We start from the raw sequence: 23,711 nt of genomic DNA on the forward strand, positions 1-23,711 counted from the left end.
TTCTCGGGCAGGTGTTCACAAACGCGAACACGACGCCCACCCCTGGTCTTCCTGGGGCCCGGCATCGTTTGAAACTATCCGACTTGGATGCGGGGCTTATTAGGGGATTCAGGGGGCTTTCGTCAACCGCCGCTAGCGCTTGGCTCGCCTTTTCGTGACCTTTTTTGCGGCCTTTTTGGCACCCTTTTTGACGGCCTTCTTGACCGTCTTTTTGGCCGCCTTCTTTGTCGCCTTCTTGACGGTCTTCCTGGCCGCCTTCTTGGCACCCTTCACGGCCTTCTTGGTGGCCTTTTTGGCGGATTTCGCAGCCTTTTTGGCTGTTTTCACCGGCTTTTTGGCCGCTTTGGCCTTCTTGGCCGTCGTCTTGGCGGGGCCCGTCTTGGCCGCGCTGCGGGCATGCGTCTTGGGCTCGACCGCCCCGAGCGCCAGGAGCAGGCGGTGGATGGCGCGGGTCACCTCGTCGATGGCCATCATGCCGTCGATGGTCGAGAGCTTCCGCCGCTCGGAATAGTAGTGAATCAGGGGTTCCGTCTGGTTGCGGTAGCTGGCTAAACGCCTGGTCAGGACCTCCGGGGTATCGTCGATCCGGACCTCCTCGCCGCGCTCCCGCATCTGGGCAACGCGGGTCTCGACACGGTTCAGCAGCGCGCTCTCGTTGACGCGGAGCTCGATCACCGCGTCGAGCTTGAGGTGCTTGTGCTTGAGCAACTCGTCCAGCGCCTCGGCCTGCGGCACGGTGCGCGGGAAACCGTCGAGGATGAAACCGTTCTTCGCGTCCGGCTGGTCGATGCGATCGGAGATGATTCCGACCACGACCTCGTCGGGAACGAGGCCGCCGCTGGCCATGATTTCCTTGGCCTTGAGCCCGACCGGCGTTCCCGCCGCCACGGCCGCGCGCAACATCTCACCGGTCGAAAGCTGGACGATGCTGTAGCGCTGTACCAGCCGCTGCGCCTGGGTCCCCTTGCCCGATCCCGGCGGTCCCAGAAGTATAATTCTCATCGGCGTACGCCCCCCGGATTGGTGAGCGATACGTCGCGCACCTGTGTTTTGATATCAAGAGCGGTGCAAACCACAACCAGCGCCGCACCACCATCGATGATCATACTATAAGGCAGCCCGATCCGGTAAAGCTCGAAGACCTCCGGAATCAACTGCAATGCCGTCAGGTAGACGGCTCCGACGACCGTCGTCAATGATACGACGCGATCGAGATAGCCGGCCGTCGCCTCGCCGGGTGCGACACCGGTGATGCTGCCGTCGCGTGCAGCCAAGGATTGGGCCGTGTGCTCGGGATCGACCACATAGGCGGTGTAGACGAACGCAAGCACGAAGACCGCAACCGATCCGAGGACCACGTGCGCCAGCGTGCCAAGCTCAAGTTGCCGGTAGGCGGCGGCGACCCATGGCGTATCGGCACCAAAGATGTAGGTCAGGCCAGCCAGCGGCAGAAACCAGATCCACGGCGCCACGGTGGCCGGCACCAGAAAGCCGGCGTTGTTGATCTTGATCGGAAGAACCGCCGAGCACGCGGGCAGCAGACGATCGCCGACTTTGCGTTCGGCGAACTCGACCCGGACATTCCGTCGCGCGCCCTCAACAAAGACGATCAGGGCGACGAGCGCGAACCAGAAGACGGCGTGGACCAGCACGAGATCGCCGGAGATTTCACCGCTCTGCAGCAGGCCTGCGATGCCGGCAACGTCGCCCGGGATATGAACCAGAAAATTGACGCTGAGCAGCAGCGCCAGACCATTGCCGATGCCGTGGCGGGTGATCTGTTCACTGAGCCAGATCAGGACGAACACACCACCGACGACCGAGGCCGTGGCCGCGAGCACGGACCATTCGTCCGGATTGGGAACCAGTGCCGGAATTGTCCGGACGGCCGAGGCGTAGCCGTAGGCCTGGAAGGCCCCAAACGCGAAAGTCAGGATCAGCGTGTAGCCGGAGATCCTGCGCCGGCCGCGCTCGCCCGACCTCTCGAGCGAGCTCAGGCCCTGCCATACCAGCGAAGGAAGCCGAATGACGATCGCAGCACTCAGATAAGGAAAGATACCGAGTGCAAAGATCGAAAAGCGGCCCACATGCTCGGCGGAGAACGACAGGCTCGAAGCACCCATCCCTGCGAACGGGATCTGGGTGCCCAGCCTGAAAAGGAGCAGCGCGCCAATCGTGAAAGCGATCCGGCGCGCGAGCTCCCTGCTCATCTACGGCGGCCGCGCAGCTTCGACTTACGGATCAGGCCCTCATACTGATGGGCCAGCAGATAGCCTTGCACCTGCGCCACCGTGTCCATGGTGACGCTGACGACGATCAGCAGCGATGTGCCGCCGAAGTAGAACGGCACCGAGGCGTAGGAGATCAGGATCTCCGGGATCAAGCAGACGATCGCCAGATAGACCGCTCCGAGCACGGTGATGCGCGACAACACGTAGTCGATATATTCCGCCGTGCGCTCACCGGGGCGGATGCCCGGAATGAAGCCGCCGTGCTTCTTCAGATTGTCCGCGGTCTCGGTCGGGTTGAACACGATCGCGGTGTAGAAGAACGCGAAGAAGACGATCAGCGCGAGATACATGATCAGGAACAGCGGCCGGCCGTGGCCGAGCTGGGTCGTGATCCACTGGAACCATTCCGGTCCCTTGCCCGCGTTGAAATTCGCAACCGTGGTCGGCAGCAGCAGCAGCGAGGACGCGAAGATCGGCGGGATCACGCCCGAGGTGTTGAGCTTGAGCGGCAGATGCGAGGACTGGCCTTCGAACATCTTGTTGCCGACCTGGCGCTTGGGATACTGGATCAAGAGCCGGCGCTGGGCGCGCTCCATGAACACGATGAAGGCGATCACGGCGACCGCCATGATGATGACGACCAGGATCAGGCCGGTCGACATCGCCCCCTGACGGCCGAGCTCGAGCATGTTGGCGAGCGCCGCCGGCAGCTCGGCGACGATGCCGGAGAGAATGATCAGCGAGATGCCGTTGCCGATGCCGCGCGAGGTGATCTGCTCGCCCAGCCACATCAGGAACATGGTGCCGCCGGTCAGCGTGATCGCCGTGGACAGGCGGAAGAACATGCCGGGGTCGCTGACGACGTTGCCGGCGCCCTCGAGGCCCACGGCGATGCCGTAGGACTGGAACGCGGCCAGGATGACCGTGAGATAGCGGGTGTACTGGTTCAGCAGCTTGCGGCCGGCCTCGCCTTCCTTCTTCAGCGCCTCGAGCTGCGGCGAGACGGTGGTGAGGAGCTGGATGATGATCGAGGCCGAGATGTACGGCATGATGTTCAGCGCGAAGATCGCCATGCGGTGGATGCCGCCGCCGGCGAACATGTTGAACATGCCGAGGATGCCGCCCGCCTGGGAGCGGAACACCTGCTCCCAGATGTTGGGATCGATGCCGGGCAGCGGGATGTAGGTCCCGAGCCGATAAACGAGCAGCGCACCCAGGGTGAACCAGATGCGCTTCTTCAGCTCGTCGGCCTTGGCAAACGCGCCGAAATTGAGATTGGCTGCCAGTTGTTCCGCTGCAGAGACCATCTTGGACTTTCTCCCGCCGCCTGTTGCGCCGTCATGCCCGCGGCCGGGCTACTATATAGCGGACGCCGGACATTATCTGGGGCTCGGCTTCGATAAGTCCACGTCCCACATGCGTAAAGGCCCGCGAGCCGCGGGCCAATGACGCAGTTGTTACGCCGCCTCGCCTTCTTCCTTGGCAGGGGCGAGAATCTTCACCGAACCGCCGGCCTTCTCGACCGCGGCAATCGCGGTCTTGGTGGCGCCGTGCACTTCAATGTTGAGCTTGGACTTGAGCTCGCCGCGGCCGAGCAGCCGCAGCCCGCCCTTGGGGCGACGCAGCACGCCGCCCTTCACCAGGGCCTCGACATTCACGACGCTGCCGGCATCGATCTTCTTGGCATCGACCGCTTCCTGGAGCCGGTCGAGATTGATCTCGGCGAACTCGATGCGGAAGATGTTGTTGAAGCCGCGCTTGGGCAGACGGCGATGCAACGGCATCTGGCCGCCTTCGAAACCCTTGATGCGCACGCCCGAACGCGCGGTCTGGCCCTTGCCACCGCGGCCGGATTGCTTGCCCTTGCCGGAACCGATGCCGCGGCCGACGCGCATACGCTTCTTGCGCGAGCCGGCGTTGTCGGCGATATCGCTGAGCTTCATCGCCCTTCTCCTTGTTTCTTGCGCATGATCTTCGCCGAAAGCCGGTGCCGGACTTCGGGATCGCGCGCCCTTGCTTACTTCTCGTCGACGATGCGGACGAGATGGTGAACCTTCTCGATCATGCCGCGGACCGCCGGGGTATCCGGCAGTTCACTGGTGCGGCCGATCTTGTTGAGCTTGAGCCCGATCAGCGTCGAACGCTGCGAGTGATGGCGGCGAATCGCGCTGCCGGTCTGCTCGAGCTTGATCGTCTTTGCGGCCTTGGCCATCGTGGTCTACTCCGAAAAGCTTCCGTTAGTCAGCAGCCACTTCGGCATCGCCGCCGATGCGACGCGCCTGAAGGGTGGAGACCTTGATGTTGCGGCGGGCTGCGACCGAACGCGGCGAATCCTGGTGCTTCAGCGCATCGAAGGTCGCGCGCACCATGTTGTAGGGGTTCGACGAGCCGATCGACTTCGCCACCACGTCCTGGACGCCGAGCGTCTCGAACACGGCGCGCATCGGACCGCCGGCGATGATGCCGGTACCCGCGGGAGCTGCACGCAGGTAGACACGACCCGCGCCATGACGGCCGGCGATGTCGTGATGCAGCGTACGGCCCTCGCGCAGCGACACGCGCGTCAGGTTGCGCTTGGCGGACTCGGTTGCCTTGCGGATCGCCTCGGGCACTTCGCGCGCCTTGCCGTGACCGAAACCGGCGCGGCCCTTCTGGTCGCCGATCACGACCAGCGCTGCGAAACCGAAGCGCTTGCCGCCCTTGACGACCTTGGCCACGCGGTTGATGTGAACGAGCTTGTCGACGAACTCGCTGTCGCGCTCCTCGCGCTGCTGACGGTCACGTCCGCCGCGTTGATCGCGTCCACCACGTTGTTCGCGTTCTGCCATTTTTCCAATCCTTCAGAGGCTTACGCCTCAATCCTCAAATTCTGTTAGAAGCTCAGCCCGCTCTCACGCGCCGCGTCGGCAAGAGCCTTGACGCGCCCGTGATAGAGATAGCTGCCGCGATCGAACACGACTTCCTTGACGCCCTTCTCGGCGGCGCGCTCGGCCAGCAGCTTGCCGACCGCCTTCGCCGCATCGATGTCGGCGCCGGTCTTGCCGCCGTCGCGCATCGACTTCTCGAGCGACGAGGCGGAGGCCAGCGTCTCGCCCTTCAGATCGTCGATGACCTGGGCGTAGATGTGCTTGGACGAGCGGAACACCGACAGACGCGGACGGCCGCCACCGGAGCGGCGCAACTTGAGCCGCACACTCCGCTTGCGCCGGGCATTCGTAACCTTGGCTTTCGTCATGACCGGCTCCGTTACTTCTTCTTGCCTTCCTTGCGGAAGATGAATTCGCCAACATACTTCACGCCCTTGCCCTTGTAGGGCTCCGGCGGACGATAGGAGCGAATCTCGGCGGCGACCTGGCCGACGCGCTGGATGTCGCTGCCGGTCACCGTGATCTCGGTCGGCTTCGGCACGGTGATCGTGATCCCTTCCGGGATCGCGTAGACCACATCGTGGCTGTAGCCGAGCGCGAGCTGCAGGTTCTTGCCCTGCATCGCGGCGCGGTAACCGACGCCGGTGATTTCGAGCTTCTTTTCGAAGCCCTTGGTGACGCCTTCGACCAGATTCGCGACCTGGGCGCGAGCCGTGCCGTACAGCGCCCGCGCGCGATTGGTCTCGACCCGCGGGTTCACCTTCACCTGGCCGTTCTCGAGCTTCACCTCGACGTCGTCATGGACGACGAACTGAAGCTGGCCCTTCGGCCCCTTCATCTTGACGGTCTGCCCATCGACGGTCGCGGTCACACCCGACGGCACCGCAACAGGCCTTTTGCCAACACGTGACATGGATCAAAAATCCTTCTCAGAACACCGTGAAGAGAACTTCACCGCCCACGTTCGCTTCACGCGCACTGTGGTCGGCCATGATTCCCTTCGGCGTCGACAACACCGAAATGCCGAGTCCGTTGTTGACCCGCGGCAGGTTCTTCACCGAGGCGTAAACGCGACGCCCAGGCTTGGAGACCCGCTCGATCTCGCGGATGACGGGCTCGCCGTCGAAATACTTCAGCTCGATCTCGATCTCGCTGCGGCCCGAGGAATGCTCGAGCGTGGCGTAACCGCGGATGTAGCCCTCGCTCTTCAGCACTTCGAGGACGTTCTCGCGCATCTTCGAGCCAGGCGTGGAGACCTTGTTCTTGGAGCGCATCTGCGCGTTGCGGATACGGGTGATCAGATCGCTGATTGGATCGTGCGTAGACATCTAAACGACCCTCCTTACCAGCTGGACTTCACGAGGCCCGGGACCATGCCCTTGGAGCCAAGCTCGCGCAGCGCGATACGGGACAGCTTGTTCTTGCGGTAGATCGAGCGCGGACGGCCCGACAGCTCGCAACGCAGACGGATGCGGGTCGCCGACGAGTTGCGCGGCATTTCCGCCAGCTTCAGGGTCGCGGCAAACCGCTCCTCCATCGGCAGCGTCTTGTCGGCGATGATCGCCTTCAACCGCGCGCGCTTCGGGGCGGCGTTCTTCGTCATCCGCTTGCGCCGGTTGTTCTTCTCGATTGAACTCTTCTTTGCCATGCTTGGCTCCTGGGTATCCGCGTTTGAGAGGCTTTAGGTCAGCGTCTCACTGCCGGAACGGGAAATTGAAAGCGGTCAACAAGGCCCTCGCCTCTTCGTCGGTCTTGGCCGTGGTGCAGACGGTGATGTCCATACCGCGGGCTTCCGTGACCTTGTCGAAGTCGATCTCGGGGAAAATGATGTGCTCCTTGATGCCGAGCGAGTAGTTGCCGCGGCCGTCGAAGCTCTTCGGGTTCAGGCCGCGGAAGTCGCGGACGCGCGGCAGCGCGACCGTCACAAGGCGATCGATGAACTCGTACATGCGGGCCTTGCGCAGCGTGACCTTGCAGCCGATCGGCTGGTTCTCACGCAGCTTGAAGGTCGCGATCGCGATACGCGAGTAGGTCACGATCGCCTTCTGGCCGGCGATCTGGGTCAGTTCGGCGGCTGCCGTCTCGGCCTTCTTGCGGTCGTTGACGGAATCGCCAACGCCCATGTTCAGCACGATCTTGTCCAGGCGCGGAACCTGCATCACGTTCTCATAACCGAACTTCTCGGTCATGGAGGTGCGGATCTTCGCGTCGTATTCCGCGCGCAGGCGCGGCGTGTAAGCGGCCTCAGCCATCGATCTCAGCTCCCGAGCTCTTGGCGATGCGGACCTTCTTGCCGTCCGCCAGAATCTTGAATCCGACGCGGGTCGGCTTTCCATCCTTGCCGACATACGCGATGTTAGACAGTTGGATCGGCGACTCCTTCGAGATGATGCCGCCCTCCTGGGCCTGCGTCTGCTTCTGGTGACGCTTGACCATGTTGATTCCGCGCACCAGGGCCGTGCCGGCGTCGGGACGCACCTCGAACACCTCGCCGGTGCGGCCCTTGTCGCGACCGGTCAGCACGACGACCTTGTCGCCCTTGCGGATCTTCGCAGCCATCACAGCACCTCCGGCGCGAGCGAGATGATCTTCATGTGATTCTTGGCGCGCAGCTCGCGCGGCACGGGCCCGAAGATACGGGTGCCGACCGGCTCGGACTGGTTGTTGATCAGAACGGCGGCGTTGCGGTCGAAGCGGATGACCGAACCGTCGGCGCGGCGGATGTCCTTGCGGACGCGCACCACGACGGCCTTCATCACGTCGCCCTTCTTCACCTTGCCACGCGGAATCGCTTCCTTGATCGAGACGACGATGATGTCGCCGATCGTGGCGTAGCGGCGCTTGGAGCCCCCGAGCACCTTGATACACATGACACGGCGTGCGCCAGAATTATCGGCCACGTCGAGGTTGGTCTGCATCTGAATCATTGATGCACCTCGTCCTCTTCTCTTTGCGCCAGCCCAGCCGGCGCTCAACATTTCCCTGAAGTCAGTCGGCTAAAGCCAACAGATCAGGCGCTTTTCTTGTGTTCGCCCCGGATCACGACCCAGCGCTTCAACTTCGAAATCGGCTTCGATTCCTCGATCCACACCATGTCGCCCGGCTTGAATTCGTTGCTCTCGTCGTGCGCGTGGTAGTTCTTCGAACGACGGATCGTCTTCTTGTAGATCGGGTGCGTGAAGCGGCGATCAACGCGCACCACGATGGTCTTGGCTTGCTTGTCGCTGACGACCACGCCCTGCAAAGTACGTTTCGGCATCTTCGTAAGCCTCTTACTTCTTCTTCGCGCGCTTTTGCGCGGCGACGGTCTTGATCCGGGCGATGTCACGACGAGCCTCGCGCAGGCGCGAGGTGTTCTCGAGCTGCCCCGTGGCACGCTGGAAGCGCAGGTTGAAGCGCTCCTTCTTCAGGTTCAGGATGGCGTCATCCTGCTGGTCGGGGCTCATCGCGCGGATGTCTTCGATCTTCATCTGTGCCATGGCCATTACTCCGCAATGCGCTCGACGAAGCGCGTCTTGATCGGCAACTTGGCGGCCGCCAGGGTCAGCGCCTCACGCGCCGTCTGGGTGTTGACGCCGTCGATCTCGAACAGCACCCGGCCCGGCTTGACGCGCGCGACCCACAGTTCCGGCGAACCCTTGCCGGAGCCCATGCGGACTTCGGCCGGCTTCTTCGACACCGGAACGTCCGGGAACACGCGGATCCAGACGCGGCCCGCACGCTTCATGTGGCGGGTCAGCGCGCGGCGAGCGGCTTCGATCTGGCGCGCGGTGACGCGTTCAGGCTCGGTCGCCTTCAGGCCGAACTGGCCGAAGGCCAACGTCGCCCCCGAAGACGCAACGCCGTGGATACGGCCCTTATGCGCCTTCCGGAACTTCGTTTTCTTAGGTTGCATCATGGCTTCAAGCCCTCAAATTCTCTGTGCTGGCGTCAGGCCGCAGCGTTGTCACGGCGCCCACGGCCACCGCGATCACCACCGCCGCTGGTCTCGCCTTCGGCCATTCTCTTGTCCTGGGCCATCGGATCGTGCTCGAGGATCTCGCCCTTGAAGATCCAGACCTTGACGCCGCAGGTGCCGAAGGTCGTGAACGCGGTCGCAACGCCGTAGTCGATGTCGGCACGCAGCGTGTGCAGCGGCACGCGACCTTCGCGGTACCATTCCATACGCGCGATTTCCGCACCGCCCAGACGTCCCGAGCAGTTGATTCGGATGCCTTCCGCGCCGAGACGCATCGCCGACTGAACGGCGCGCTTCATGGCGCGGCGGAACGCCACGCGGCGCTCCAGCTGCTGCGCGATCGATTCGGCCACCAGCGTCGCATCGAGCTCCGGCTTGCGGATTTCGACGATGTTGATGACGACGTCGGACGAGGTGATGTCCGCGACCTTCTTGCGAAGCTTGTCGATGTCGGCACCCTTCTTGCCGATCACCACGCCCGGACGAGCCGAGTGGATGGTGACGCGGCACTTCTTGTGCGGACGCTCGATCACGATGCGGGCGACGGCCGCCTGCTTGAGCTCCTTGTGCAGGATCTCGCGGATCTTGACATCCTCGTGCAGCAGCTTGCCGTATTCCTGCTTGCCGGCGAACCAGCGCGAATCCCAGGTCCGGTTGATGCCCAGACGCAGGCCGATCGGATTGATCTTTTGACCCATCGTTTTCTCCTGCGTCCCTTAAGCCGCTGCTTCGGCTTCGACCTGACGAACGATGATCGTCAGCTGTGAAAATGGTTTGTAGACACGGCCCGAGCGGCCACGGCCGCGGGGGGCAAAGCGCTTCATCACGAGGCCGTTGCCGACGAAGGCCTGCGCCACGACGAGATCGTCGACGTCGAGGTCGTGGTTGTTCTCGGCGTTGGCAATAGCCGATTCCAGGCACTTCTTCACGTCAACCGCGATCCGCTTGCGCGAAAACTGCAGGTCGGCGAGCGCAGCAGCCGCCTTCCGGCCGCGAATGAGCTGGGCGACCAGGTTGAGCTTCTGCGGGCTCACCCGCAGCATCCGGGCGACCGCCTTGGCCTCGTTCTCGGCGAGGCTCCGTTCGCGCTTAGGTTTGCTCATCGTTTAATCCTCAAGCCTTCTTGGCTTTCTTGTCCCCGGAGTGGCCATGGAAGGTCCGGGTCGGCGAGAACTCGCCGAACTTGTGACCGACCATTTCCTCGTTGACGGCCACGGGCACGTGCTTCTGACCGTTGTAGACGCCGAAGGTCAGGCCGACGAACTGCGGCAGGATCGTCGAGCGACGGCTCCAGATCTTGATGACGTCGTGACGGCCGGACGCGCGCGCGGCATCTGCCTTCTTGAGCAGAGAACCCTCGACGAACGGGCCTTTCCAGACTGAACGAACCATGTCCGGCGTTCCTTACTTCTTCCGCTTGTGGCGGCTTAGGAGAATGAATTTGTTGGTCGACTTGTTGCTGCGGGTCTTCTTGCCCTTGGTCGGCTTGCCCCACGGAGTGACCGGGTGGCGACCGCCCGAGGTACGACCTTCACCACCGCCGTGCGGATGGTCGATCGGGTTCATCGAAACGCCGCGGTTGTGCGGCTTGCGGCCCAGCCAACGGTTGCGGCCGGCCTTGCCGATCGACGTGTTCATGTGATCCGGGTTCGACACCGCGCCGATCGTGCCGCGGCACCGGCCGTGCACCAGGCGCTGCTCGCCCGAATTCAGGCGGATGATCACGTAGTCATGGTCGCGACCGACGAGCTGGGCATAGGTGCCCGCGGAACGGGCCAGCTGGCCGCCCTTCCCGATCTTGACCTCGATGTTGTGGATGATCGTGCCGACCGGCATGTTGCCGAGCGGCATGACGTTGCCCGGCTTCACGTCGACATAGTTGCCGGCAACGACGGAATCGCCGACGGCCAGGCGCTGCGGCGCCAGGATATAGGCCTGGGTGCCGTCCTCGTACTTGACGAGCGCGATGAACGCGGTGCGGTTCGGATCGTATTCCAGCCGCTCGACCGTCGCGGGCGCATCGAGCCTGTCACGCTTGAAGTCGACGACGCGCAGCGTCCGCTTGTGACCACCGCCGCGGAAGCGCACGGTGATGCGACCGGTGTTGTTGCGGCCGCCCGAGGAGTGCTTGCCTTCGGTGAGCGCCTTGACCGGCTTGCCCTTGTAGAGCGCCGAACGATCGACCATGACCAGCTGGCGCTGGCCCGGCGTCGTGGGATTGAATGTCTTCAGTGCCATCGTCGTACGACCTTACAGACCGGTGGTGACGTCGATCCGGTGGCCCTCTTCGAGGGTCACGATCGCGCGCTTGGTGTTCGACTGCGAGCCGAGATTGCCGCGGAAGATCTTGGTCTTGCCCTTGCGGACCAGCGTGTTGACGCTCTTGACCTTGACGTCGAACAGCTTCTCGATCGCTTCCTTGATCTGCGGCTTGGTCGCCTTCGCGGCCACCTTGAACAGCACCTTGTTGTGCTCCGAGGCGATCGTCGCCTTTTCGGTCACGACCGGCGACAGGATCACGTCGTAGTGGCGAGGCTCGATGTTCTTCGTCATTTGAAGCGCGCCTCCAGCGCATCGATGGCGGCCTTGGTCAGAACGAGCTTCTGACGGCGCAGGATGTCATAGACGTTGATGCCCTGGATCGGCAGCACGTCCATGTTCGGAATGTTGCGGGCCGCAGCCGCAAAGCCGTTGTTGAGCTCGGCGCCGTCGATGATCAGGGCGTTGGTGAGCCCCAGACCCGAGAAGTGGCCGAGCAGCGCCTTGGTCTTGGCGGCTTCCAGCGCGGCCTTGTCGATCACGACGAGATCGCCGTCCTTGGCCTTGGCCGAGAGCGCATGCTTTAGAGCCAGCGCGCGGACCTTCTTCGGCAGGTCGGTGGCGTGCGAACGCACCACCGGACCGAAGGCCCGGCCGCCGCCGCGGAACTGCGGCACGCGGGCCGAGCCGTGACGAGCACCGCCGGTGCCCTTCTGCTTGTACATCTTCTTGCCGGTGCGCCAGATCTCGGCGCGGCCCTTGGCCTTGTGCGTGCCGGCCTGGCGCTTGTTGAGCTGCCACTGCACGCAACGTGCAATGATGTCCTGGCGCGGCTCGAGACCGAAAATGGTATCGGAGAGCTGGACCGAGCCGGCTTCCTTACCTTCGAGGGTGGTGACCTTCAATTCCATCTCACGCCTCCTGCGCAGCCGGGGCGGCTTCCGCTTCGCCAGCAACCTTGAACTTGCCGGGCTTCGGAGCTTCCTTAGGCAGCGGCTTCTTGACGGCGTCGCGCACGCGGATCCAGCCGCCCTTGGAGCCGGGAACGGCGCCTTCGACGAGGATCAGGCCGCGCTCGACATCGAGCTGGACGACTCGAAGGTTGAGCGTGGTGATGCGGTCGACACCCATATGGCCGGGCATCTTCTTGTTCTTCCAGGTCTTGCCGGGGTCCTGACGGCCGCCGGTCGAACCGATCGAGCGGTGCGAGACCGACACGCCGTGCGTAGCGCGCAGACCGCCGAAGTTCCAGCGCTTCATGCCGCCGGCGAAGCCTTTACCGACCGAGGTGCCGGTGACGTCGACGAACTGGCCGACCACGAAGTGGTCGGCGAGAATCTCGGCGCCGACAGGGATCATGGCATCCGCGGAGACGCGGAATTCCTCGACCTGCCGCTTCGGCTCGACCTTGGCGACAGCGAACTGGCCGCGCTCCGCCTTGGGCATGTACACGGTCTTGCGGCTGCCAGAACCAAGCTGGAGCGCGACGTAACCGTTTTTCTCTTCAGTGCGGTGGCCTACGACCTGGCAATTGCCGAGCTTCAGCACGGTCACGGGGATATGTTCGCCGGCCTCTGTAAAGACCCGCGTCATCCCGACCTTTTGTGCGATCACTCCGGAGCGCATCGGCGTGCTTCCTGTTCTTTCTGTCCGCTAGTCGCGAACGTGATCCAAAAATCTTAGAGCTTGATCTCGACGTCGACACCGGCGGCCAGGTCGAGCTTCATCAAAGCATCGACGGTCTGCGGGGTCGGATCGACGATGTCGAGCAGACGCTTGTGGGTGCGCATCTCGAACTGTTCGCGGCTCTTCTTGTCGACGTGCGGCGAACGGTTGACGGTGAACTTCTCGATGCGGGTGGGCAGCGGAATGGGTCCGCGGACCTGCGCGCCGGTGCGCTTCGCCGTGTTCACGATCTCGCGGGTCGACGTATCGAGGATACGATGGTCGAACGCCTTGAGCCGGATACGAATGTTTTGGCCGTTCATTGCCGTGGTCTTTCTTCAGTGGGTGGCGAATAGCGAATAGCGAATGTCTCCATTCGCTACTCGCCGATCCCTATTCTCGTAATTACTCGATGATCGAGGCGACGACGCCGGCGCCGACGGTGCGACCGCCTTCGCGGATCGCGAAGCGGAGCTTCTCTTCCATCGCGATCGGCACGATCAGGTGCACTTCCATCGCGATGTTGTCGCCCGGCATCACCATCTCGGTGCCTTCCGGCAGATGCACGACACCGGTCACGTCGGTGGTGCGGAAGTAGAACTGCGGACGGTAGTTGGTGAAGAACGGGGTGTGGCGGCCGCCCTCTTCCTTGGTGAGGATGTAAGCCTCGGCCTTGAACTTGGTGTGCGGCTTGACCGAACCCGGCTTCGCCAGCACCTGACCGCGCTCGACGTCTTCGCGCTTGGTGCCGCGGAGCAGCGCACCGATGTTGTCGCCGGCCTGGCCCTGATCGAGCAGCTTACGGAACATTTCGACGCCGGTGACGGTGGTCTTCTGGGTCGCACGCAGACCGACGATCTCGATTTCCTCGCCGACCTTGACGATGCCGCGCTCGACACGGCCGGTCACGACGGTACCGCGACCCGAGATCGAGAACACGTCTTCAACCGGCATCAGGAACGGCTGGTCGATCGGACGCTCCGGCTGCGGAATGTACTCGTCGACGTTCTTCATCAGCTCGAGGATGGCGTCGTGGCCGAGCTTCTTGTCCGAATCTTCGAGAGCGGCGAGTGCCGAACCCTTGATGATCGGGATCTTGTCGCCCGGGAATTCGTACTTCGAGAGCAGTTCGCGGACTTCGAGCTCGACGAGCTCAAGCAGCTCCGGATCGTCGACCATGTCGCACTTGTTGAGGAACACGACGAGCGCGGGCACGCCGACCTGGCGGGCGAGCAGGATGTGCTCGCGGGTCTGCGGCATCGGGCCGTCAGCGGCCGACACGACCAGGATCGCACCATCCATCTGGGCGGCGCCGGTGATCATGTTCTTCACGTAGTCAGCGTGGCCGGGGCAGTCGACGTGGGCGTAGTGGCGGTTCGGCGTCTCGTACTCGACGTGCGCGGTCGAGATCGTGATGCCGCGCGCCTTCTCTTCCGGCGCCTTGTCGATCTGGTCGTACGCGGTGAACGTCGCGCCGCCGGCTTCGGCGAGAACCTTGGTGATCGCCGCGGTCAACGACGTCTTGCCATGGTCAACGTGACCGATGGTGCCGATGTTGCAGTGCGGCTTGTTACGTTCAAACTTTGCTTTGGCCATTTGACTCTCCGTTCAATCGTCAGCTTTCAACCGACGACAATCAGGCAAACTTCTTCTGGACTTCTGCCGACACGTTGGCCGGCGCTTCTGCGTAGTGGTCGAACTGCATGGTGAAGGTCGCGCGACCCTGGCTCATCGAGCGCAGGTTGTTCACGTAACCGAACATGTTCATGAGCGGCACCATCGCGTTGATGACGTTGGCGTTGCCGCGCATGTCCTGACCCTGGATCTGACCGCGCCGGGAATTCAGGTCGCCGATGACCGAGCCGGTGTAGTCTTCCGGGGTCACCACTTCGACCTTCATGATCGGCTCGAGCAGGACGGACTTTCCCTTCTGCAGCGCTTCGCGGAACGCCGCGCGCGATGCGATTTCGAAGGCGAGCGCCGACGAGTCGACGTCGTGATACTTGCCGTCGACGAGCTGAACCTTGACGTCGACCACGGGGAAGCCCGCGACGACACCAGAGCCCATCACGCTGTTGAGGCCCTTTTCGACGCCGGGGATGTATTCCTTCGGAACCGCACCGCCGACGATCTTGGACTCGAACTCGTAACCCTTGCCGGGCTCGTTCGGCTCGACCACGATCGACACTTCCGCGAACTGACCGGTACCGCCGGTCTGCTTCTTGTGGGTGTACTTGACCTCGGCCCTCTTGGTGACGCGCTCACGGAACGCAACCTGCGGCGCGCCGATGTTGGCGTCGACCTTGTAGGTACGCCGGAGGATGTCGACCTTGATGTCGAGATGGAGTTCGCCCATGCCCTTGAGGATGGTCTGGCCGGACTCCTGGTCGGTCGACACCCGGAAGGACGGATCCTCCGCGGCGAGCTTGGCCAGCGCCACGCCCAGCTTTTCCTGGTCGGCCTTGGACTTCGGCTCGATCGCGATCTCGATGACCGGCTCGGGGAATTCCATCTTCTCCAGGATCACCTGCTTGTCGGGATCGCACAGCGTGTCACCGGTGCGCGCTTCCTTCAGGCCCGCCAGCGCGACGATGTCGCCGGCATAGGCTTCCTTGATGTCTTCGCGGTTGTTCGCATGCATCAGCAGCATGCGCCCGATGCGCTCCTTCTTCTCGCGCGTCGAGTTCACGACGCCGGTGCCGCTCTGCAGGACGCCCGAGTAGATGCGGCAGAAGGTGATGGTGCCGACGAACGGGTCGTCCATGATCTTGAACGCGAGCAGCGCGAGCGGCTCCTTGTCGTCGGCCTTGCGCACGACCTCGTTGCCGCGGTCGTCGGTGCCCTTGATCGCGGGGACGTCGATCGGCGACGGCAGATAGTCGACGACGGCGTCGAGCAGCGGCTGCACGCCCTTGTTCTTGAAGGCCGAGCCGCACAGCACGGGATAGAACGCACCGGTAAGCACCGCCTTGCGGATCAACCGCTTCAGCGTCGCTTCGTCCGGCTCGTTGCCGTCGAGGAAGGCGGCCAATGCGTCGTCGTCGAGTTCGACGGCGGCTTCCACCATCTTCTCGCGATATTCCTTGGCCTGCTCGACGAGATCTTCCGGAATGTCGACATAGTCGAACTTCGCGCCGAGCGATTCATCGTTCCAAACGATACCCTTCATCTTCACGAGGTCGACGAGACCCTTGAAGTTGTTCTCGGCGCCGATCGGAAGCTGGATCGCGATCGGCTTGGCACCGAGGCGATCGACGATGTCGGACAGGCACTTGAAGAAGTCGGCGCCGGTCTTGTCCATCTTGTTGGCGAAGACGATCCGCGGAACCTTGTACTTGTCGCCCTGGCGCCAGACGGTCTCGGTCTGGGGCTCGACGCCCTGGTTCGAGTCGAGCACGCAAACGGCGCCGTCGAGCACGCGCAGCGAACGTTCGACTTCAATGGTGAAGTCGACGTGGCCGGGAGTGTCGATGATGTTCAGGCGCTTGCCGGCCCAGAACGCGGTGGTGGCAGCCGAGGTGATCGTGATGCCACGCTCCTGTTCCTGCTCCATCCAATCCATCGTCGCAGCACCTTCGTGCACTTCGCCGATCTTGTGGCTCTTGCCGGTATAATAGAGGATGCGCTCGGTCGTCGTGGTCTTGCCGGCGTCGATATGCGCCATGATACCGAAGTTACGGTAATCCTCGATGGCATGTTGGCGGGGCATGAGTCGTTCCTTGCAAGTCCGGGTGTGTCGCCGTTACCAGCGATAGTGCGAGAAGGCGCGGTTGGCTTCCGCCATCCGGTGCACGTCTTCACGCTTCTTGACGGCGTTCCCGCGGTTGTTCGACGCGTCCAGAAGCTCCGCCGAGAGCCGCTCGGTCATGGTCTTCTCGTTGCGATCGCGCGCAGCGGAGATCAGCCAGCGGATGCCCAGCGCCTGCCGGCGGGTCGAGCGAACCTCGACCGGAACCTGGTAGGTCGCGCCACCAACGCGGCGGGAGCGCACCTCGATGGTCGGCATGACGTTCTCGAGCGCCTGCTCGAACACGCCGAGCGGGTTCTGCTTGGTCTTGGTTTCGATGATGCCGAACGCACCGTAGACGATACCTTCGGCGACCGACTTCTTGCCGGCGTACATCACCGAGTTCATGAACTTGGTGACGATGATGTTCCCGAACTTCGGATCCGGCAGAACTTCGCGCTTTTCCGCTGAGTGGCGACGAGACATAGGCTTGGTTCCCGCTTACTTCGGACGCTTGGCGCCGTACTTCGAACGACGCTGCTTACGGTTCTTGACGCCCTGGGTATCCAGAACGCCGCGGAGGATGTGGTAGCGCACGCCGGGCAAGTCCTTGACGCGGCCGCCGCGGATCATGACCACCGAGTGCTCCTGGAGGTTATGGCCCTCACCAGGGATGTAGCCGATCACCTCGAAGCCGTTGGTCAGGCGCACCTTGGCAACCTTACGAAGCGCCGAGTTCGGCTTCTTCGGGGTCGTGGTGTAAACGCGCGTGCAAACGCCGCGCTTCTGCGGCGACTGCTGCAGCGCCGGCACCTTCTTGCGCGACTTCTGCACTTCCCGCGGTTGAGCGATCAGCTGGTTGATCGTCGGCATCCTGGCCTTACCCTTTGTGTTCTGCCGCGGCCCCTTGCGGGTCCGCTGTCTTGCCGCGGCCCGTCACCGGGTCCGCAAATTCTTTCGAGCTACCCGCCCGACGAGGCCACCTTCCGCGGGACAATCCGCACAAAGCGAAATTGCGCCAACCGCACCATCACTGAGCGGAAAGCGTTACGACGCCACAGAGGACCGCGATATTCAGACCGGTCAGCTTGAAGCTGCGGTCCGCGCACCGAGGTCATGCATCCGAATTCGATCTCGAGAGAGCTTGCTCAAGAGAACTAAAATCGCACTGGCATTGCCTAGCTATGATCGACAGCGTTTGAGCGGCATTCGTCGAGGTTGGTGCCCGTGTTTAGCGACCCTTGGGGGTTCACAGAACCTTGGAGGTCAACGGGTGGCCCGTTCCGACGTTGGCGATGCTCACCGCCTGTCGTTAAGTGAGGCGCTTTCTATAAGTGGGAGTCGATCAAGTCAAGGCGAAACGACAGTCACAAAACGCTTCTCGCGCCTATGGAATTTGCCAGTTTGCCGCGCTCACCAAGCCTTTCCCATATGGGAACGCAGCGCAGGTTCGGCCACCTCAAAATATAATTACACCCGGATAAAATATACTTTTATTACCCTTGCTAAGGCTTTCTTTCCGATTGAGGCGTCAATCTGCCCCCTTCGCCGAGATTTACGCCATGCGCTACACCGATATTGCCATCATCGGCGGAGGACTTTCGGGCTCGACCGCCGCCGCGATGCTCGGCCGCGCCGGTATTTCGACTGTCCTGATCGATCCGCATGAGAGCTATCCGGCGGACTTTCGAGTCGAAAAACTCAGTGGTCACGTGCAGGTCGAGCGATTCCTGAAGACCGGAATCGCCGAATCGGTGCTGCGCCGCGCGACCTTCGTCGGCAAGAACTGGATCGCCCGCTTCGGCCAACTCCTCGACAAGGCCCCCAGCCGCCAATTCAACATCCTCTACGATTCCCTCGTTAACGCCGTCCGCGACGACATCGCTGCCAGCGTCGAGCGAATCTGCGCCAAGGCCGTCTCGGTCGAGACGAGCCCGGAACGGCAGAAGATCACGCTCTCCAACGACGAGGTGGTCTCAGCCCGGCTGGTCGTGCTCGCCAACGGCCTCAATGTCGGCCTGCGCCGCCAGCTCGGCATCGCGCGAACAGTCATCAGCGCCTGCCACTCGATCTCAATCGGGTTCGACGTGGTGCCGGCGGGACGGAATTCGTTCGACTTCCCGGCGCTGACCTATTTCTCGGAACGGCCGAGCGACCGCATCCCCTACCTCACGCTGTTTCCGATCGGGGCGAGGATGCGCGCCAATCTGTTCGTCTACCGCGGCTTCGACGATCCCTGGCTGCATGAATTGCGCCGGGCGCCGGCCGAGACGCTGAACGCCGCGCTGCCGCGGCTGAAGCGCATCACCGGCGCATTCGACGTTCCCGGCGAGATCAAGATCCGCCCGGTCGATCTCTATGTGAACGACGCAAGCGGCCAGCCCGGCCTCGTGCTGGTGGGCGATGCCTTCGCGACCTCCTGCCCTGCCGCCGGCACCGGCTGCGACAAGGTCTTCACCGACGTCGAGCGACTCTGCAATGTCTACATCCCGCAATGGCTCGCCTCCGACGGGATGGATACCGACAAGATCGCCGCTTTCTATGCCGATCCGGTCAAGCGGGCGTGCGACGAATGGTCGGCGGCGAGGGCATTCGACTTCCGTTCAGTATCGATCGCGACGAGCCCCTACTGGGCGGCGCAGCGCTGGGCACGCTTCCTTGCCTGGTCGGTTCAGGGGCTGCTGCGGCCTCTTGGAGGAGCTGTCCATCTGGAGCCGAACTTCCTCGGTCACTCCTCCTCGTCGTCCTCGTCCTCATCGTCCTCGTCGAGGTCGTCTTCATCCTCGTCGCTGTCGTCGCCGGCCTGAGCCGCCGTGCCATGCGGCTGGTGGATCTGGTCGTTCCACAGCTTGCGGTAGGTGCCGTTCTTCGCCAGCAACTCGGCATGCGAGCCGCGCTCGATCGCCCTGCCCCCTGAAATCACGATGATCTCGTCCATCTCGACCACCGAGGTCAGGCGGTGAGTCGACCAGATCATGGTGCGACCCTTGGCGACCTTGAGCAGCGTACGGTTGATCGCGGCTTCCGTGGTCTGGTCGAGCGCCGAGGTAGCCTCGTCCAGCAGCAGCACGGAAGGATTACGGATGACCGCGCGCGCGATCGCGACCCGCTGGCGCTGGCCGCCCGAGAGGGTATCGCCGCGCTCGCCCACGGGCGTGTCGTACCGCTGCGGCAGGCTCATGATGTAGCGGTGGATCTCGGCCTTCCTGGCCGCCTCCTCGACCTCCTCGTCGGTCGCGCCTTCCTTGCCGAGGCGGATGTTCTCGCGGATCGACATGTTGAACAGCATGTTCTCCTGGAACACGACCGCCATGCTCCGGCGCAGCGAATCCAGCGTCACCTTGCGGACGTCGACCCCGTCGATAGTGACGCGGCCCTCGTCGGGCACGTAGAGTCGCAGGATCAAATTGAGCAGCGTGCTCTTGCCGGAACCTGAGGGACCGACGATGGCGATGCGCTTGCCGACGTCGAGCTTGAGGCTGAGATTGTCCAGCACCGGGGTCTGGCTGCCCTCGTACTGGAACGTCACGCGGTCGAAGGTGATGTCGTGGGTGATGCGCGGCAGGTCCGGCGCACCGGCACGATCGGCCCCGCGCGTCGGCTCGTCGAGCAGCTCCTGAATGTGCCGGATCGCGGCGGCCGAAGAGATCGACACCGGAATGAAGTGCATGACGTGGGCGATGTTGTAGGAGACCTCCCAGAACGCGCTCTCGAAGGTGACGAAAGTACCGATGGTGATCTGGCCTTTGGTCGCCAGATAGGCGCCGATCGCGAGCACCACGAGGTGCAGGAGCAGCACCGAGATGGTGACCGTGCGCTCCACCATGGTCGACAGGAACGCGGCCGAGGCGATCCTGTTGCGCGTCTCGTCGTTGCGGAAAGCGAAGAAACCGAACATCTTGCGCTGCAGGCTGAACGCCTTGATCACGGCCTGCGCAGCGACGTTCTCCTGCACCATGCCGAGCAGCGCGCTCTCGTTCAGCTTCTGCTCGTAATTGGCCTGCACCGCTTTCGGGGTGAGCATGCGCGGGCCGATCAGCGTGATCGGGAACACCAGTAGCGCGACTGCCGCCAGCTGCCAGTTCAGGAACAGCATCAGGATGATGCCGGCGATCAATTCCAGGAACGGCAGCGCCGCGCTGTTGGCAAAGGTCTTGACCGAACCTTCGAAGGCCGAGAGGTCGACGGAAAAGCGCGACAGGATCTCGCCGCGCTTGGTACGGCCGAAATACGCCGCCGGCAGGTCCTGGACATGCTCGAACAGCCGTTTGCGGACATCGGAAATGATGCAGGCGGCCAGCCGCGCATCCCAGCGCTCGTACCAGACCGCGACGATCGAGGTGAAGATGCCGGCGACCGCGAGCACCCCGAGGATCTTGTACAGCGCATGGAAATCCTCCTCGCCGAGCGCGTCGTCGATCAGGTACTTCAGGCTGAGCGGCATGATGACGTTGAACAGCGTCTCGACGAAGACGCCGAACGCCACGAAGGACAGCATCCGCTTGTAGTTGACCAGGAAGGGTTTGACGAAACCCAGGATGGTCGCGAGCGCGCCGGCAGCCTCGCGCGCGGTAAAGACGACAAGATCCTCGTCCTCATCGTCGTCGTCGAGCTCCAGCTCGTCATCCTCCTCGTCTTCGTCGTCCTCGTCGTCTTCGAGGTCGGGCTTGACGGGGGCGAGCTTGTCGTCGAGCTCGGCCGCCTCTTCCGCAGCAAGCTTCTTTTTGTCGGGAGAAGGAGGCCTGGACGCCATGAAACCAACCGATGCTGACGGCCGGCATGACCGCAGAGAAAGCAGAAAATAGCGGAAACCGCTATTGCACCGATTCTATGCGATCAGAATGAATTCGGCAAAGCAAATGGCGAATCCGGCTCGGTCCTTGCCGCTACTCCTCGTCCTCGTCTTCGACCTTGTCGAAGAAGGAATAGCGCAAGCTGTCGGCGTCGGCGTACCACTGGCCCGGGCCCTTGTTGGCGGCGAGCGTCGCCTCCCAGAGCGCGTCGGTGCAATCCTTGCGGTGCATCGACAGGTCGAAGCCGTTGCCGAAGAACAGTTCGGACCATTCCCACCAAGTGCCGAGCTTCCTGACCCCGCGCAACAGGTCGTAGCGGTCGATGACCGTCGAGGCCATGTCGGAGGTGATCGAGCCGAACACGAGGCCGGTCTTGACCACGCGGTTCAGCTCCCGGATCCCGCGGACCACTTGCTTCGGGGAAACGTGGCAGAGGCTGGTCTCGAACACGAAGTCGAACGCGCCGTCCTTGAACGGCATGTCGGTGATCGAGCCGAGCTTGTTATACTTCTTCAGCGCTTTCGGCGTTTTGGCGTGGATCGCGCGGTTGTTCTCGATGCCGAAGGCATCAAAGCCGCGATCGCGCAGTGCGCCGACCAGCTCCCCGCTGGCCGAGCCCGCGACCAATAGCTTGGCACCCTTGGTCTTGCCCCAGACGATGCCGATCAGCCTGGTGAGGTAATCCGGATCGGTGAAGTGACGCCACGCCTCGCTATAGGGGCCGAGGCCGCGATAGTTTGCGAAATAGTCGCGATCGATCTTGTCGGACAGCGGCTTGTCGTCCTGCGAACGCTCGCGGCGGAGGCGCATCATCTCGGTCAGGATGATGTCGGTCGCCGCGTCCGAGGAGTCGAGCAAACCGTTCAGCGTCGAGTCGAACAGATAGTCGCCGACCACGACGATTCCGGGATGCTCTTTCGGCTCGGGCCGGTGATTGGTCATGACGTCGCGCACGGGCAAGCCGCCCGGAATCGCGTTCACCGACGACAGCCAGCGGTGGATCTTGCCCTCCATGACATGCGAACGCGCATCGCCGAGCGAGGCCGGCAGCGATTTCAGCGCGGCGTCGATCAGCTCCTGGTCGGAGAGATTGGCGAAGGCCAGCGCGTCGGAGCCCGGAATCAGCCAGTTCAGTACGCCGTGGTTGCCGACGTCGTGACGCGCGCCTTCGTTGTAGACGCAGCAGCCACCGAAGGCCTCCGACATGAACCAGGCGCCCGTGATCTTGTCGCCCCAGAACGGCGTGTCGAACAGGATCGAGACGCGCAAATAATGCGCGGGGCGGTCGAAATAGGAAACGTGCTTGACCATCGACTTGCGGAGCTGCTCGCCCTCCCAGCCCATGGTGGCAAGCCAGGAATGCGGCAGGCAGACCAGCACGAGATCGAAGTCGCGCGTCTCCGGGCCCTTGCCGTTCATCATCTTGAGCTGGTAGCGGCCCGTCGGCGCCTTGCCGACGGTGAGCACGCGGTGATTGAGCTGGATGTCGGCATTGACCTCCGACTGCAGGCACTCGATCAGCTGCTCGTTGCCGTTCTGGATGGAATAGAGGCCGATATAGCCGTCGACATCCATCAGATAGTTCTTGAGCGCGTTGAGGCCGTTGGTGTTGTGGCTCTCGGTCGCAATGTCCGAGCGTGCCATCACCTTGAAGAAACGCTTTGCGGTCTCGTCCTCGACCTCCTCGTCGAGCACCTGCTCGGCGGTCTTGTAGGCCCAGGGGTTCTCGTTGTCGTGCGCGCCGACGCCTTCGTAATATTCGATCGGCGACATCGCCTCGGCGCAGCGCTCGCGGAACGTCTCGATCGCGGCCGCAGTCCTGGCGCCGTATTTGCGGCGCATGCCGGCGACGTCGTTGAGCAGCTCGCCGCCGAACTGCACCTGTTCGGCGTCCATCGGAATGGTCTGCAGGCCGAAATGCTGGATCAGTTCGCGCAGCGGATCCGGCCCGGTCATCGAGTAGTCGTAGATCTCGGCGACGCCGGCCTCGTACATCGCGGGCGCGGAATCGAATTTACGCGTGACGATCTTGCCGCCGAGCCGGTCGGATGCCTCGTAGATGGTGACGCGGCAGAGATCGCCGAGCTTGCGCTTCAGATACCAAGCGCTCATCAGCCCGCCGGGGCCGCCGCCTACGATTGCCAGATCAAGCATGAGAGTTCCGTGGTCTCCGGCCCTGCCCCTGTCACGGGATCCACCGGTCTAAACTCT

At 63.1% G+C, this 23,711-nt stretch carries 31 protein-coding genes; 1 reads left to right on the top strand and 30 read right to left on the bottom strand.

Going from position 1 to position 23,711, the window contains the following annotated elements:
• Positions 1-132 precede the first annotated feature (132 nt).
• The 28 genes from NR187_RS27910 to rpsL form a co-directional block, all read right to left on the bottom strand.
• Complete coding sequence (locus tag NR187_RS27910; protein WP_211386645.1) at positions 133-1,002, bottom strand: adenylate kinase; 870 nt, start codon at positions 1,000-1,002, stop codon at positions 133-135.
• Entirely contained in the window at positions 999-2,210 is a 1,212-nt protein-coding gene (locus NR187_RS27915) for a preprotein translocase subunit SecY (protein WP_256808357.1), read from the bottom strand. The genes NR187_RS27910 and NR187_RS27915 overlap by 4 nt, the downstream gene beginning before the upstream one ends.
• Positions 2,207-3,538 carry a preprotein translocase subunit SecY gene (secY, locus tag NR187_RS27920; RefSeq protein WP_211386647.1) on the bottom strand — a complete coding sequence of 444 codons (1,332 nt, stop codon included), beginning with the start codon at positions 3,536-3,538 and terminating at the stop codon, positions 2,207-2,209. Before secY ends, NR187_RS27915 begins: the two co-directional genes overlap by 4 nt.
• Before the next feature lie 150 nt (positions 3,539-3,688).
• A complete protein-coding gene (rplO, locus tag NR187_RS27925) occupies positions 3,689-4,174 on the bottom strand; it encodes a 50S ribosomal protein L15 (RefSeq protein ID WP_211386648.1) in 486 nt (161 codons plus the stop codon).
• Positions 4,175-4,248: 74 nt separating this feature from the next.
• Positions 4,249-4,443, bottom strand: a complete 195-nt coding sequence (rpmD, locus tag NR187_RS27930; RefSeq protein ID WP_011088137.1) for a 50S ribosomal protein L30 — start codon at positions 4,441-4,443, stop codon at positions 4,249-4,251.
• 25 nt (positions 4,444-4,468) lie between these two features.
• A complete protein-coding gene (rpsE, locus tag NR187_RS27935; RefSeq protein ID WP_211386649.1) occupies positions 4,469-5,059 on the bottom strand; it encodes a 30S ribosomal protein S5 in 591 nt (196 codons plus the stop codon).
• Positions 5,060-5,103: 44 nt separating this feature from the next.
• Positions 5,104-5,466, bottom strand: coding sequence for a 50S ribosomal protein L18 (gene rplR / locus NR187_RS27940; protein WP_211386650.1), 363 nt, complete (start codon positions 5,464-5,466; stop codon positions 5,104-5,106).
• Positions 5,467-5,477: 11 nt separating this feature from the next.
• Positions 5,478-6,011 carry a 50S ribosomal protein L6 gene (rplF, locus tag NR187_RS27945; RefSeq protein ID WP_027549201.1) on the bottom strand — a complete coding sequence of 178 codons (534 nt, stop codon included), beginning with the start codon at positions 6,009-6,011 and terminating at the stop codon, positions 5,478-5,480.
• 16 nt (positions 6,012-6,027) lie between these two features.
• Positions 6,028-6,426 (bottom strand): 30S ribosomal protein S8, encoded by a 399-nt coding sequence (rpsH, locus tag NR187_RS27950; protein WP_007603034.1) that lies wholly within the window; start codon positions 6,424-6,426, stop codon positions 6,028-6,030.
• 14 nt (positions 6,427-6,440) lie between these two features.
• Positions 6,441-6,746, bottom strand: coding sequence for a 30S ribosomal protein S14 (gene rpsN, locus NR187_RS27955; RefSeq protein WP_211386651.1), 306 nt, complete (start codon positions 6,744-6,746; stop codon positions 6,441-6,443).
• Between the two features lie 46 nt (positions 6,747-6,792).
• Positions 6,793-7,350 carry a 50S ribosomal protein L5 gene (gene rplE, locus NR187_RS27960; RefSeq protein WP_211386652.1) on the bottom strand — a complete coding sequence of 186 codons (558 nt, stop codon included), beginning with the start codon at positions 7,348-7,350 and terminating at the stop codon, positions 6,793-6,795.
• Positions 7,343-7,657, bottom strand: a complete 315-nt coding sequence (gene rplX, locus NR187_RS27965; protein WP_007603031.1) for a 50S ribosomal protein L24 — start codon at positions 7,655-7,657, stop codon at positions 7,343-7,345. The genes rplE and rplX overlap by 8 nt, the downstream gene beginning before the upstream one ends.
• Complete coding sequence (rplN, locus tag NR187_RS27970; protein ID WP_007603030.1) at positions 7,657-8,025, bottom strand: 50S ribosomal protein L14; 369 nt, start codon at positions 8,023-8,025, stop codon at positions 7,657-7,659. Before rplN ends, rplX begins: the two co-directional genes overlap by 1 nt.
• 83 nt (positions 8,026-8,108) lie before the next feature.
• On the bottom strand, positions 8,109-8,357 hold the full coding sequence (gene rpsQ / locus NR187_RS27975; protein WP_007603028.1) for a 30S ribosomal protein S17: 249 nt from the start codon (positions 8,355-8,357) through the stop codon (positions 8,109-8,111).
• Between the two features lie 13 nt (positions 8,358-8,370).
• Positions 8,371-8,577 carry a 50S ribosomal protein L29 gene (gene rpmC, locus NR187_RS27980; protein ID WP_140982250.1) on the bottom strand — a complete coding sequence of 69 codons (207 nt, stop codon included), beginning with the start codon at positions 8,575-8,577 and terminating at the stop codon, positions 8,371-8,373.
• A gap of 5 nt (positions 8,578-8,582) precedes the next feature.
• Positions 8,583-8,996 (bottom strand): 50S ribosomal protein L16, encoded by a 414-nt coding sequence (rplP, locus tag NR187_RS27985; protein WP_008136349.1) that lies wholly within the window; start codon positions 8,994-8,996, stop codon positions 8,583-8,585.
• 32 nt (positions 8,997-9,028) lie between these two features.
• A complete protein-coding gene (gene rpsC, locus NR187_RS27990; RefSeq protein WP_129268065.1) occupies positions 9,029-9,754 on the bottom strand; it encodes a 30S ribosomal protein S3 in 726 nt (241 codons plus the stop codon).
• A gap of 18 nt (positions 9,755-9,772) precedes the next feature.
• A complete protein-coding gene (gene rplV, locus NR187_RS27995; RefSeq protein WP_211386653.1) occupies positions 9,773-10,159 on the bottom strand; it encodes a 50S ribosomal protein L22 in 387 nt (128 codons plus the stop codon).
• 10 nt (positions 10,160-10,169) lie between these two features.
• Positions 10,170-10,448 carry a 30S ribosomal protein S19 gene (gene rpsS, locus NR187_RS28000; protein ID WP_008136357.1) on the bottom strand — a complete coding sequence of 93 codons (279 nt, stop codon included), beginning with the start codon at positions 10,446-10,448 and terminating at the stop codon, positions 10,170-10,172.
• A gap of 12 nt (positions 10,449-10,460) precedes the next feature.
• On the bottom strand, positions 10,461-11,294 hold the full coding sequence (gene rplB, locus NR187_RS28005) for a 50S ribosomal protein L2 (protein ID WP_211386654.1): 834 nt from the start codon (positions 11,292-11,294) through the stop codon (positions 10,461-10,463).
• Between the two features lie 12 nt (positions 11,295-11,306).
• A complete protein-coding gene (locus NR187_RS28010; RefSeq protein ID WP_211386655.1) occupies positions 11,307-11,609 on the bottom strand; it encodes a 50S ribosomal protein L23 in 303 nt (100 codons plus the stop codon).
• Complete coding sequence (gene rplD, locus NR187_RS28015) at positions 11,606-12,226, bottom strand: 50S ribosomal protein L4 (RefSeq protein ID WP_074116741.1); 621 nt, start codon at positions 12,224-12,226, stop codon at positions 11,606-11,608. Before rplD ends, NR187_RS28010 begins: the two co-directional genes overlap by 4 nt.
• A 1-nt stretch (position 12,227) precedes the next feature.
• Positions 12,228-12,941 (bottom strand): 50S ribosomal protein L3, encoded by a 714-nt coding sequence (rplC, locus tag NR187_RS28020; protein WP_211386656.1) that lies wholly within the window; start codon positions 12,939-12,941, stop codon positions 12,228-12,230.
• Between the two features lie 53 nt (positions 12,942-12,994).
• Entirely contained in the window at positions 12,995-13,303 is a 309-nt protein-coding gene (gene rpsJ / locus NR187_RS28025; RefSeq protein WP_002712302.1) for a 30S ribosomal protein S10, read from the bottom strand.
• Between the two features lie 82 nt (positions 13,304-13,385).
• The gene (tuf, locus tag NR187_RS28030) at positions 13,386-14,576 is read right to left on the bottom strand and encodes an elongation factor Tu (RefSeq protein WP_200455586.1); all 1,191 of its coding nucleotides are present in this window, start codon (positions 14,574-14,576) and stop codon (positions 13,386-13,388) included.
• Positions 14,577-14,616: 40 nt separating this feature from the next.
• Entirely contained in the window at positions 14,617-16,689 is a 2,073-nt protein-coding gene (gene fusA / locus NR187_RS28035) for an elongation factor G (RefSeq protein WP_211386657.1), read from the bottom strand.
• A 33-nt stretch (positions 16,690-16,722) separates the two neighbouring features.
• A complete protein-coding gene (gene rpsG / locus NR187_RS28040) occupies positions 16,723-17,193 on the bottom strand; it encodes a 30S ribosomal protein S7 (protein ID WP_018322260.1) in 471 nt (156 codons plus the stop codon).
• Between the two features lie 15 nt (positions 17,194-17,208).
• Positions 17,209-17,580, bottom strand: coding sequence for a 30S ribosomal protein S12 (rpsL, locus tag NR187_RS28045; protein ID WP_007603006.1), 372 nt, complete (start codon positions 17,578-17,580; stop codon positions 17,209-17,211).
• A 689-nt stretch (positions 17,581-18,269) separates the two neighbouring features.
• Between rpsL and NR187_RS28050 the strand changes: the two genes are divergently transcribed.
• Positions 18,270-19,514: an NAD(P)/FAD-dependent oxidoreductase gene (locus NR187_RS28050; RefSeq protein WP_256808379.1), complete on the top strand. Its 1,245-nt coding sequence runs from the start codon at positions 18,270-18,272 to the stop codon at positions 19,512-19,514.
• On the opposite strand, the gene NR187_RS28055 is transcribed toward NR187_RS28050, so the two are convergent.
• Positions 19,436-21,460, bottom strand: a complete 2,025-nt coding sequence (locus NR187_RS28055) for an ABC transporter ATP-binding protein (RefSeq protein WP_256808380.1) — start codon at positions 21,458-21,460, stop codon at positions 19,436-19,438. The genes NR187_RS28050 and NR187_RS28055 overlap by 79 nt on opposite strands.
• Positions 21,461-21,593: 133 nt before the next feature.
• The gene (locus NR187_RS28060; RefSeq protein ID WP_211386660.1) at positions 21,594-23,654 is read right to left on the bottom strand and encodes an FAD-dependent oxidoreductase; all 2,061 of its coding nucleotides are present in this window, start codon (positions 23,652-23,654) and stop codon (positions 21,594-21,596) included.
• Positions 23,655-23,711: the final 57 nt, after the last annotated feature.

It is taken from the genome of Bradyrhizobium sp. Bra64, from assembly GCF_024519875.1.
GTDB lineage: Bacteria > Pseudomonadota > Alphaproteobacteria > Rhizobiales > Xanthobacteraceae > Bradyrhizobium > Bradyrhizobium japonicum_G.

Excerpts from the sequence above, each read along its gene's own strand:
- NR187_RS27910 (WP_211386645.1), bottom strand. The coding sequence starts at position 1,002 with ATGAGAATTATACTTCTGGGACCGCCGGGATCGGGCAAGGGGACCCAG.
- NR187_RS27915 (WP_256808357.1), bottom strand. The coding sequence starts at position 2,210 with ATGAGCAGGGAGCTCGCGCGCCGGATCGCTTTCACGATTGGCGCGCTG.
- secY (WP_211386647.1), bottom strand. The coding sequence starts at position 3,538 with ATGGTCTCTGCAGCGGAACAACTGGCAGCCAATCTCAATTTCGGCGCG.
- rplO (WP_211386648.1), bottom strand. The coding sequence starts at position 4,174 with ATGAAGCTCAGCGATATCGCCGACAACGCCGGCTCGCGCAAGAAGCGT.
- rpmD (WP_011088137.1), bottom strand. The coding sequence starts at position 4,443 with ATGGCCAAGGCCGCAAAGACGATCAAGCTCGAGCAGACCGGCAGCGCG.
- rpsE (WP_211386649.1), bottom strand. The coding sequence starts at position 5,059 with ATGGCAGAACGCGAACAACGTGGTGGACGCGATCAACGCGGCGGACGT.
- rplR (WP_211386650.1), bottom strand. The coding sequence starts at position 5,466 with ATGACGAAAGCCAAGGTTACGAATGCCCGGCGCAAGCGGAGTGTGCGG.
- rplF (WP_027549201.1), bottom strand. The coding sequence starts at position 6,011 with ATGTCACGTGTTGGCAAAAGGCCTGTTGCGGTGCCGTCGGGTGTGACC.
- rpsH (WP_007603034.1), bottom strand. The coding sequence starts at position 6,426 with ATGTCTACGCACGATCCAATCAGCGATCTGATCACCCGTATCCGCAAC.
- rpsN (WP_211386651.1), bottom strand. The coding sequence starts at position 6,746 with ATGGCAAAGAAGAGTTCAATCGAGAAGAACAACCGGCGCAAGCGGATG.
- rplE (WP_211386652.1), bottom strand. The coding sequence starts at position 7,350 with ATGGCTGAGGCCGCTTACACGCCGCGCCTGCGCGCGGAATACGACGCG.
- rplX (WP_007603031.1), bottom strand. The coding sequence starts at position 7,657 with ATGGCTGCGAAGATCCGCAAGGGCGACAAGGTCGTCGTGCTGACCGGT.
- rplN (WP_007603030.1), bottom strand. The coding sequence starts at position 8,025 with ATGATTCAGATGCAGACCAACCTCGACGTGGCCGATAATTCTGGCGCA.
- rpsQ (WP_007603028.1), bottom strand. The coding sequence starts at position 8,357 with ATGCCGAAACGTACTTTGCAGGGCGTGGTCGTCAGCGACAAGCAAGCC.
- rpmC (WP_140982250.1), bottom strand. The coding sequence starts at position 8,577 with ATGGCACAGATGAAGATCGAAGACATCCGCGCGATGAGCCCCGACCAG.
- rplP (WP_008136349.1), bottom strand. The coding sequence starts at position 8,996 with ATGATGCAACCTAAGAAAACGAAGTTCCGGAAGGCGCATAAGGGCCGT.
- rpsC (WP_129268065.1), bottom strand. The coding sequence starts at position 9,754 with ATGGGTCAAAAGATCAATCCGATCGGCCTGCGTCTGGGCATCAACCGG.
- rplV (WP_211386653.1), bottom strand. The coding sequence starts at position 10,159 with ATGAGCAAACCTAAGCGCGAACGGAGCCTCGCCGAGAACGAGGCCAAG.
- rpsS (WP_008136357.1), bottom strand. The coding sequence starts at position 10,448 with ATGGTTCGTTCAGTCTGGAAAGGCCCGTTCGTCGAGGGTTCTCTGCTC.
- rplB (WP_211386654.1), bottom strand. The coding sequence starts at position 11,294 with ATGGCACTGAAGACATTCAATCCCACGACGCCGGGCCAGCGCCAGCTG.
- NR187_RS28010 (WP_211386655.1), bottom strand. The coding sequence starts at position 11,609 with ATGACGAAGAACATCGAGCCTCGCCACTACGACGTGATCCTGTCGCCG.
- rplD (WP_074116741.1), bottom strand. The coding sequence starts at position 12,226 with ATGGAATTGAAGGTCACCACCCTCGAAGGTAAGGAAGCCGGCTCGGTC.
- rplC (WP_211386656.1), bottom strand. The coding sequence starts at position 12,941 with ATGCGCTCCGGAGTGATCGCACAAAAGGTCGGGATGACGCGGGTCTTT.
- rpsJ (WP_002712302.1), bottom strand. The coding sequence starts at position 13,303 with ATGAACGGCCAAAACATTCGTATCCGGCTCAAGGCGTTCGACCATCGT.
- tuf (WP_200455586.1), bottom strand. The coding sequence starts at position 14,576 with ATGGCCAAAGCAAAGTTTGAACGTAACAAGCCGCACTGCAACATCGGC.
- fusA (WP_211386657.1), bottom strand. The coding sequence starts at position 16,689 with ATGCCCCGCCAACATGCCATCGAGGATTACCGTAACTTCGGTATCATG.
- rpsG (WP_018322260.1), bottom strand. The coding sequence starts at position 17,193 with ATGTCTCGTCGCCACTCAGCGGAAAAGCGCGAAGTTCTGCCGGATCCG.
- rpsL (WP_007603006.1), bottom strand. The coding sequence starts at position 17,580 with ATGCCGACGATCAACCAGCTGATCGCTCAACCGCGGGAAGTGCAGAAG.
- NR187_RS28050 (WP_256808379.1), top strand. The coding sequence starts at position 18,270 with ATGCGCTACACCGATATTGCCATCATCGGCGGAGGACTTTCGGGCTCG.
- NR187_RS28055 (WP_256808380.1), bottom strand. The coding sequence starts at position 21,460 with ATGGCGTCCAGGCCTCCTTCTCCCGACAAAAAGAAGCTTGCTGCGGAA.
- NR187_RS28060 (WP_211386660.1), bottom strand. The coding sequence starts at position 23,654 with ATGCTTGATCTGGCAATCGTAGGCGGCGGCCCCGGCGGGCTGATGAGC.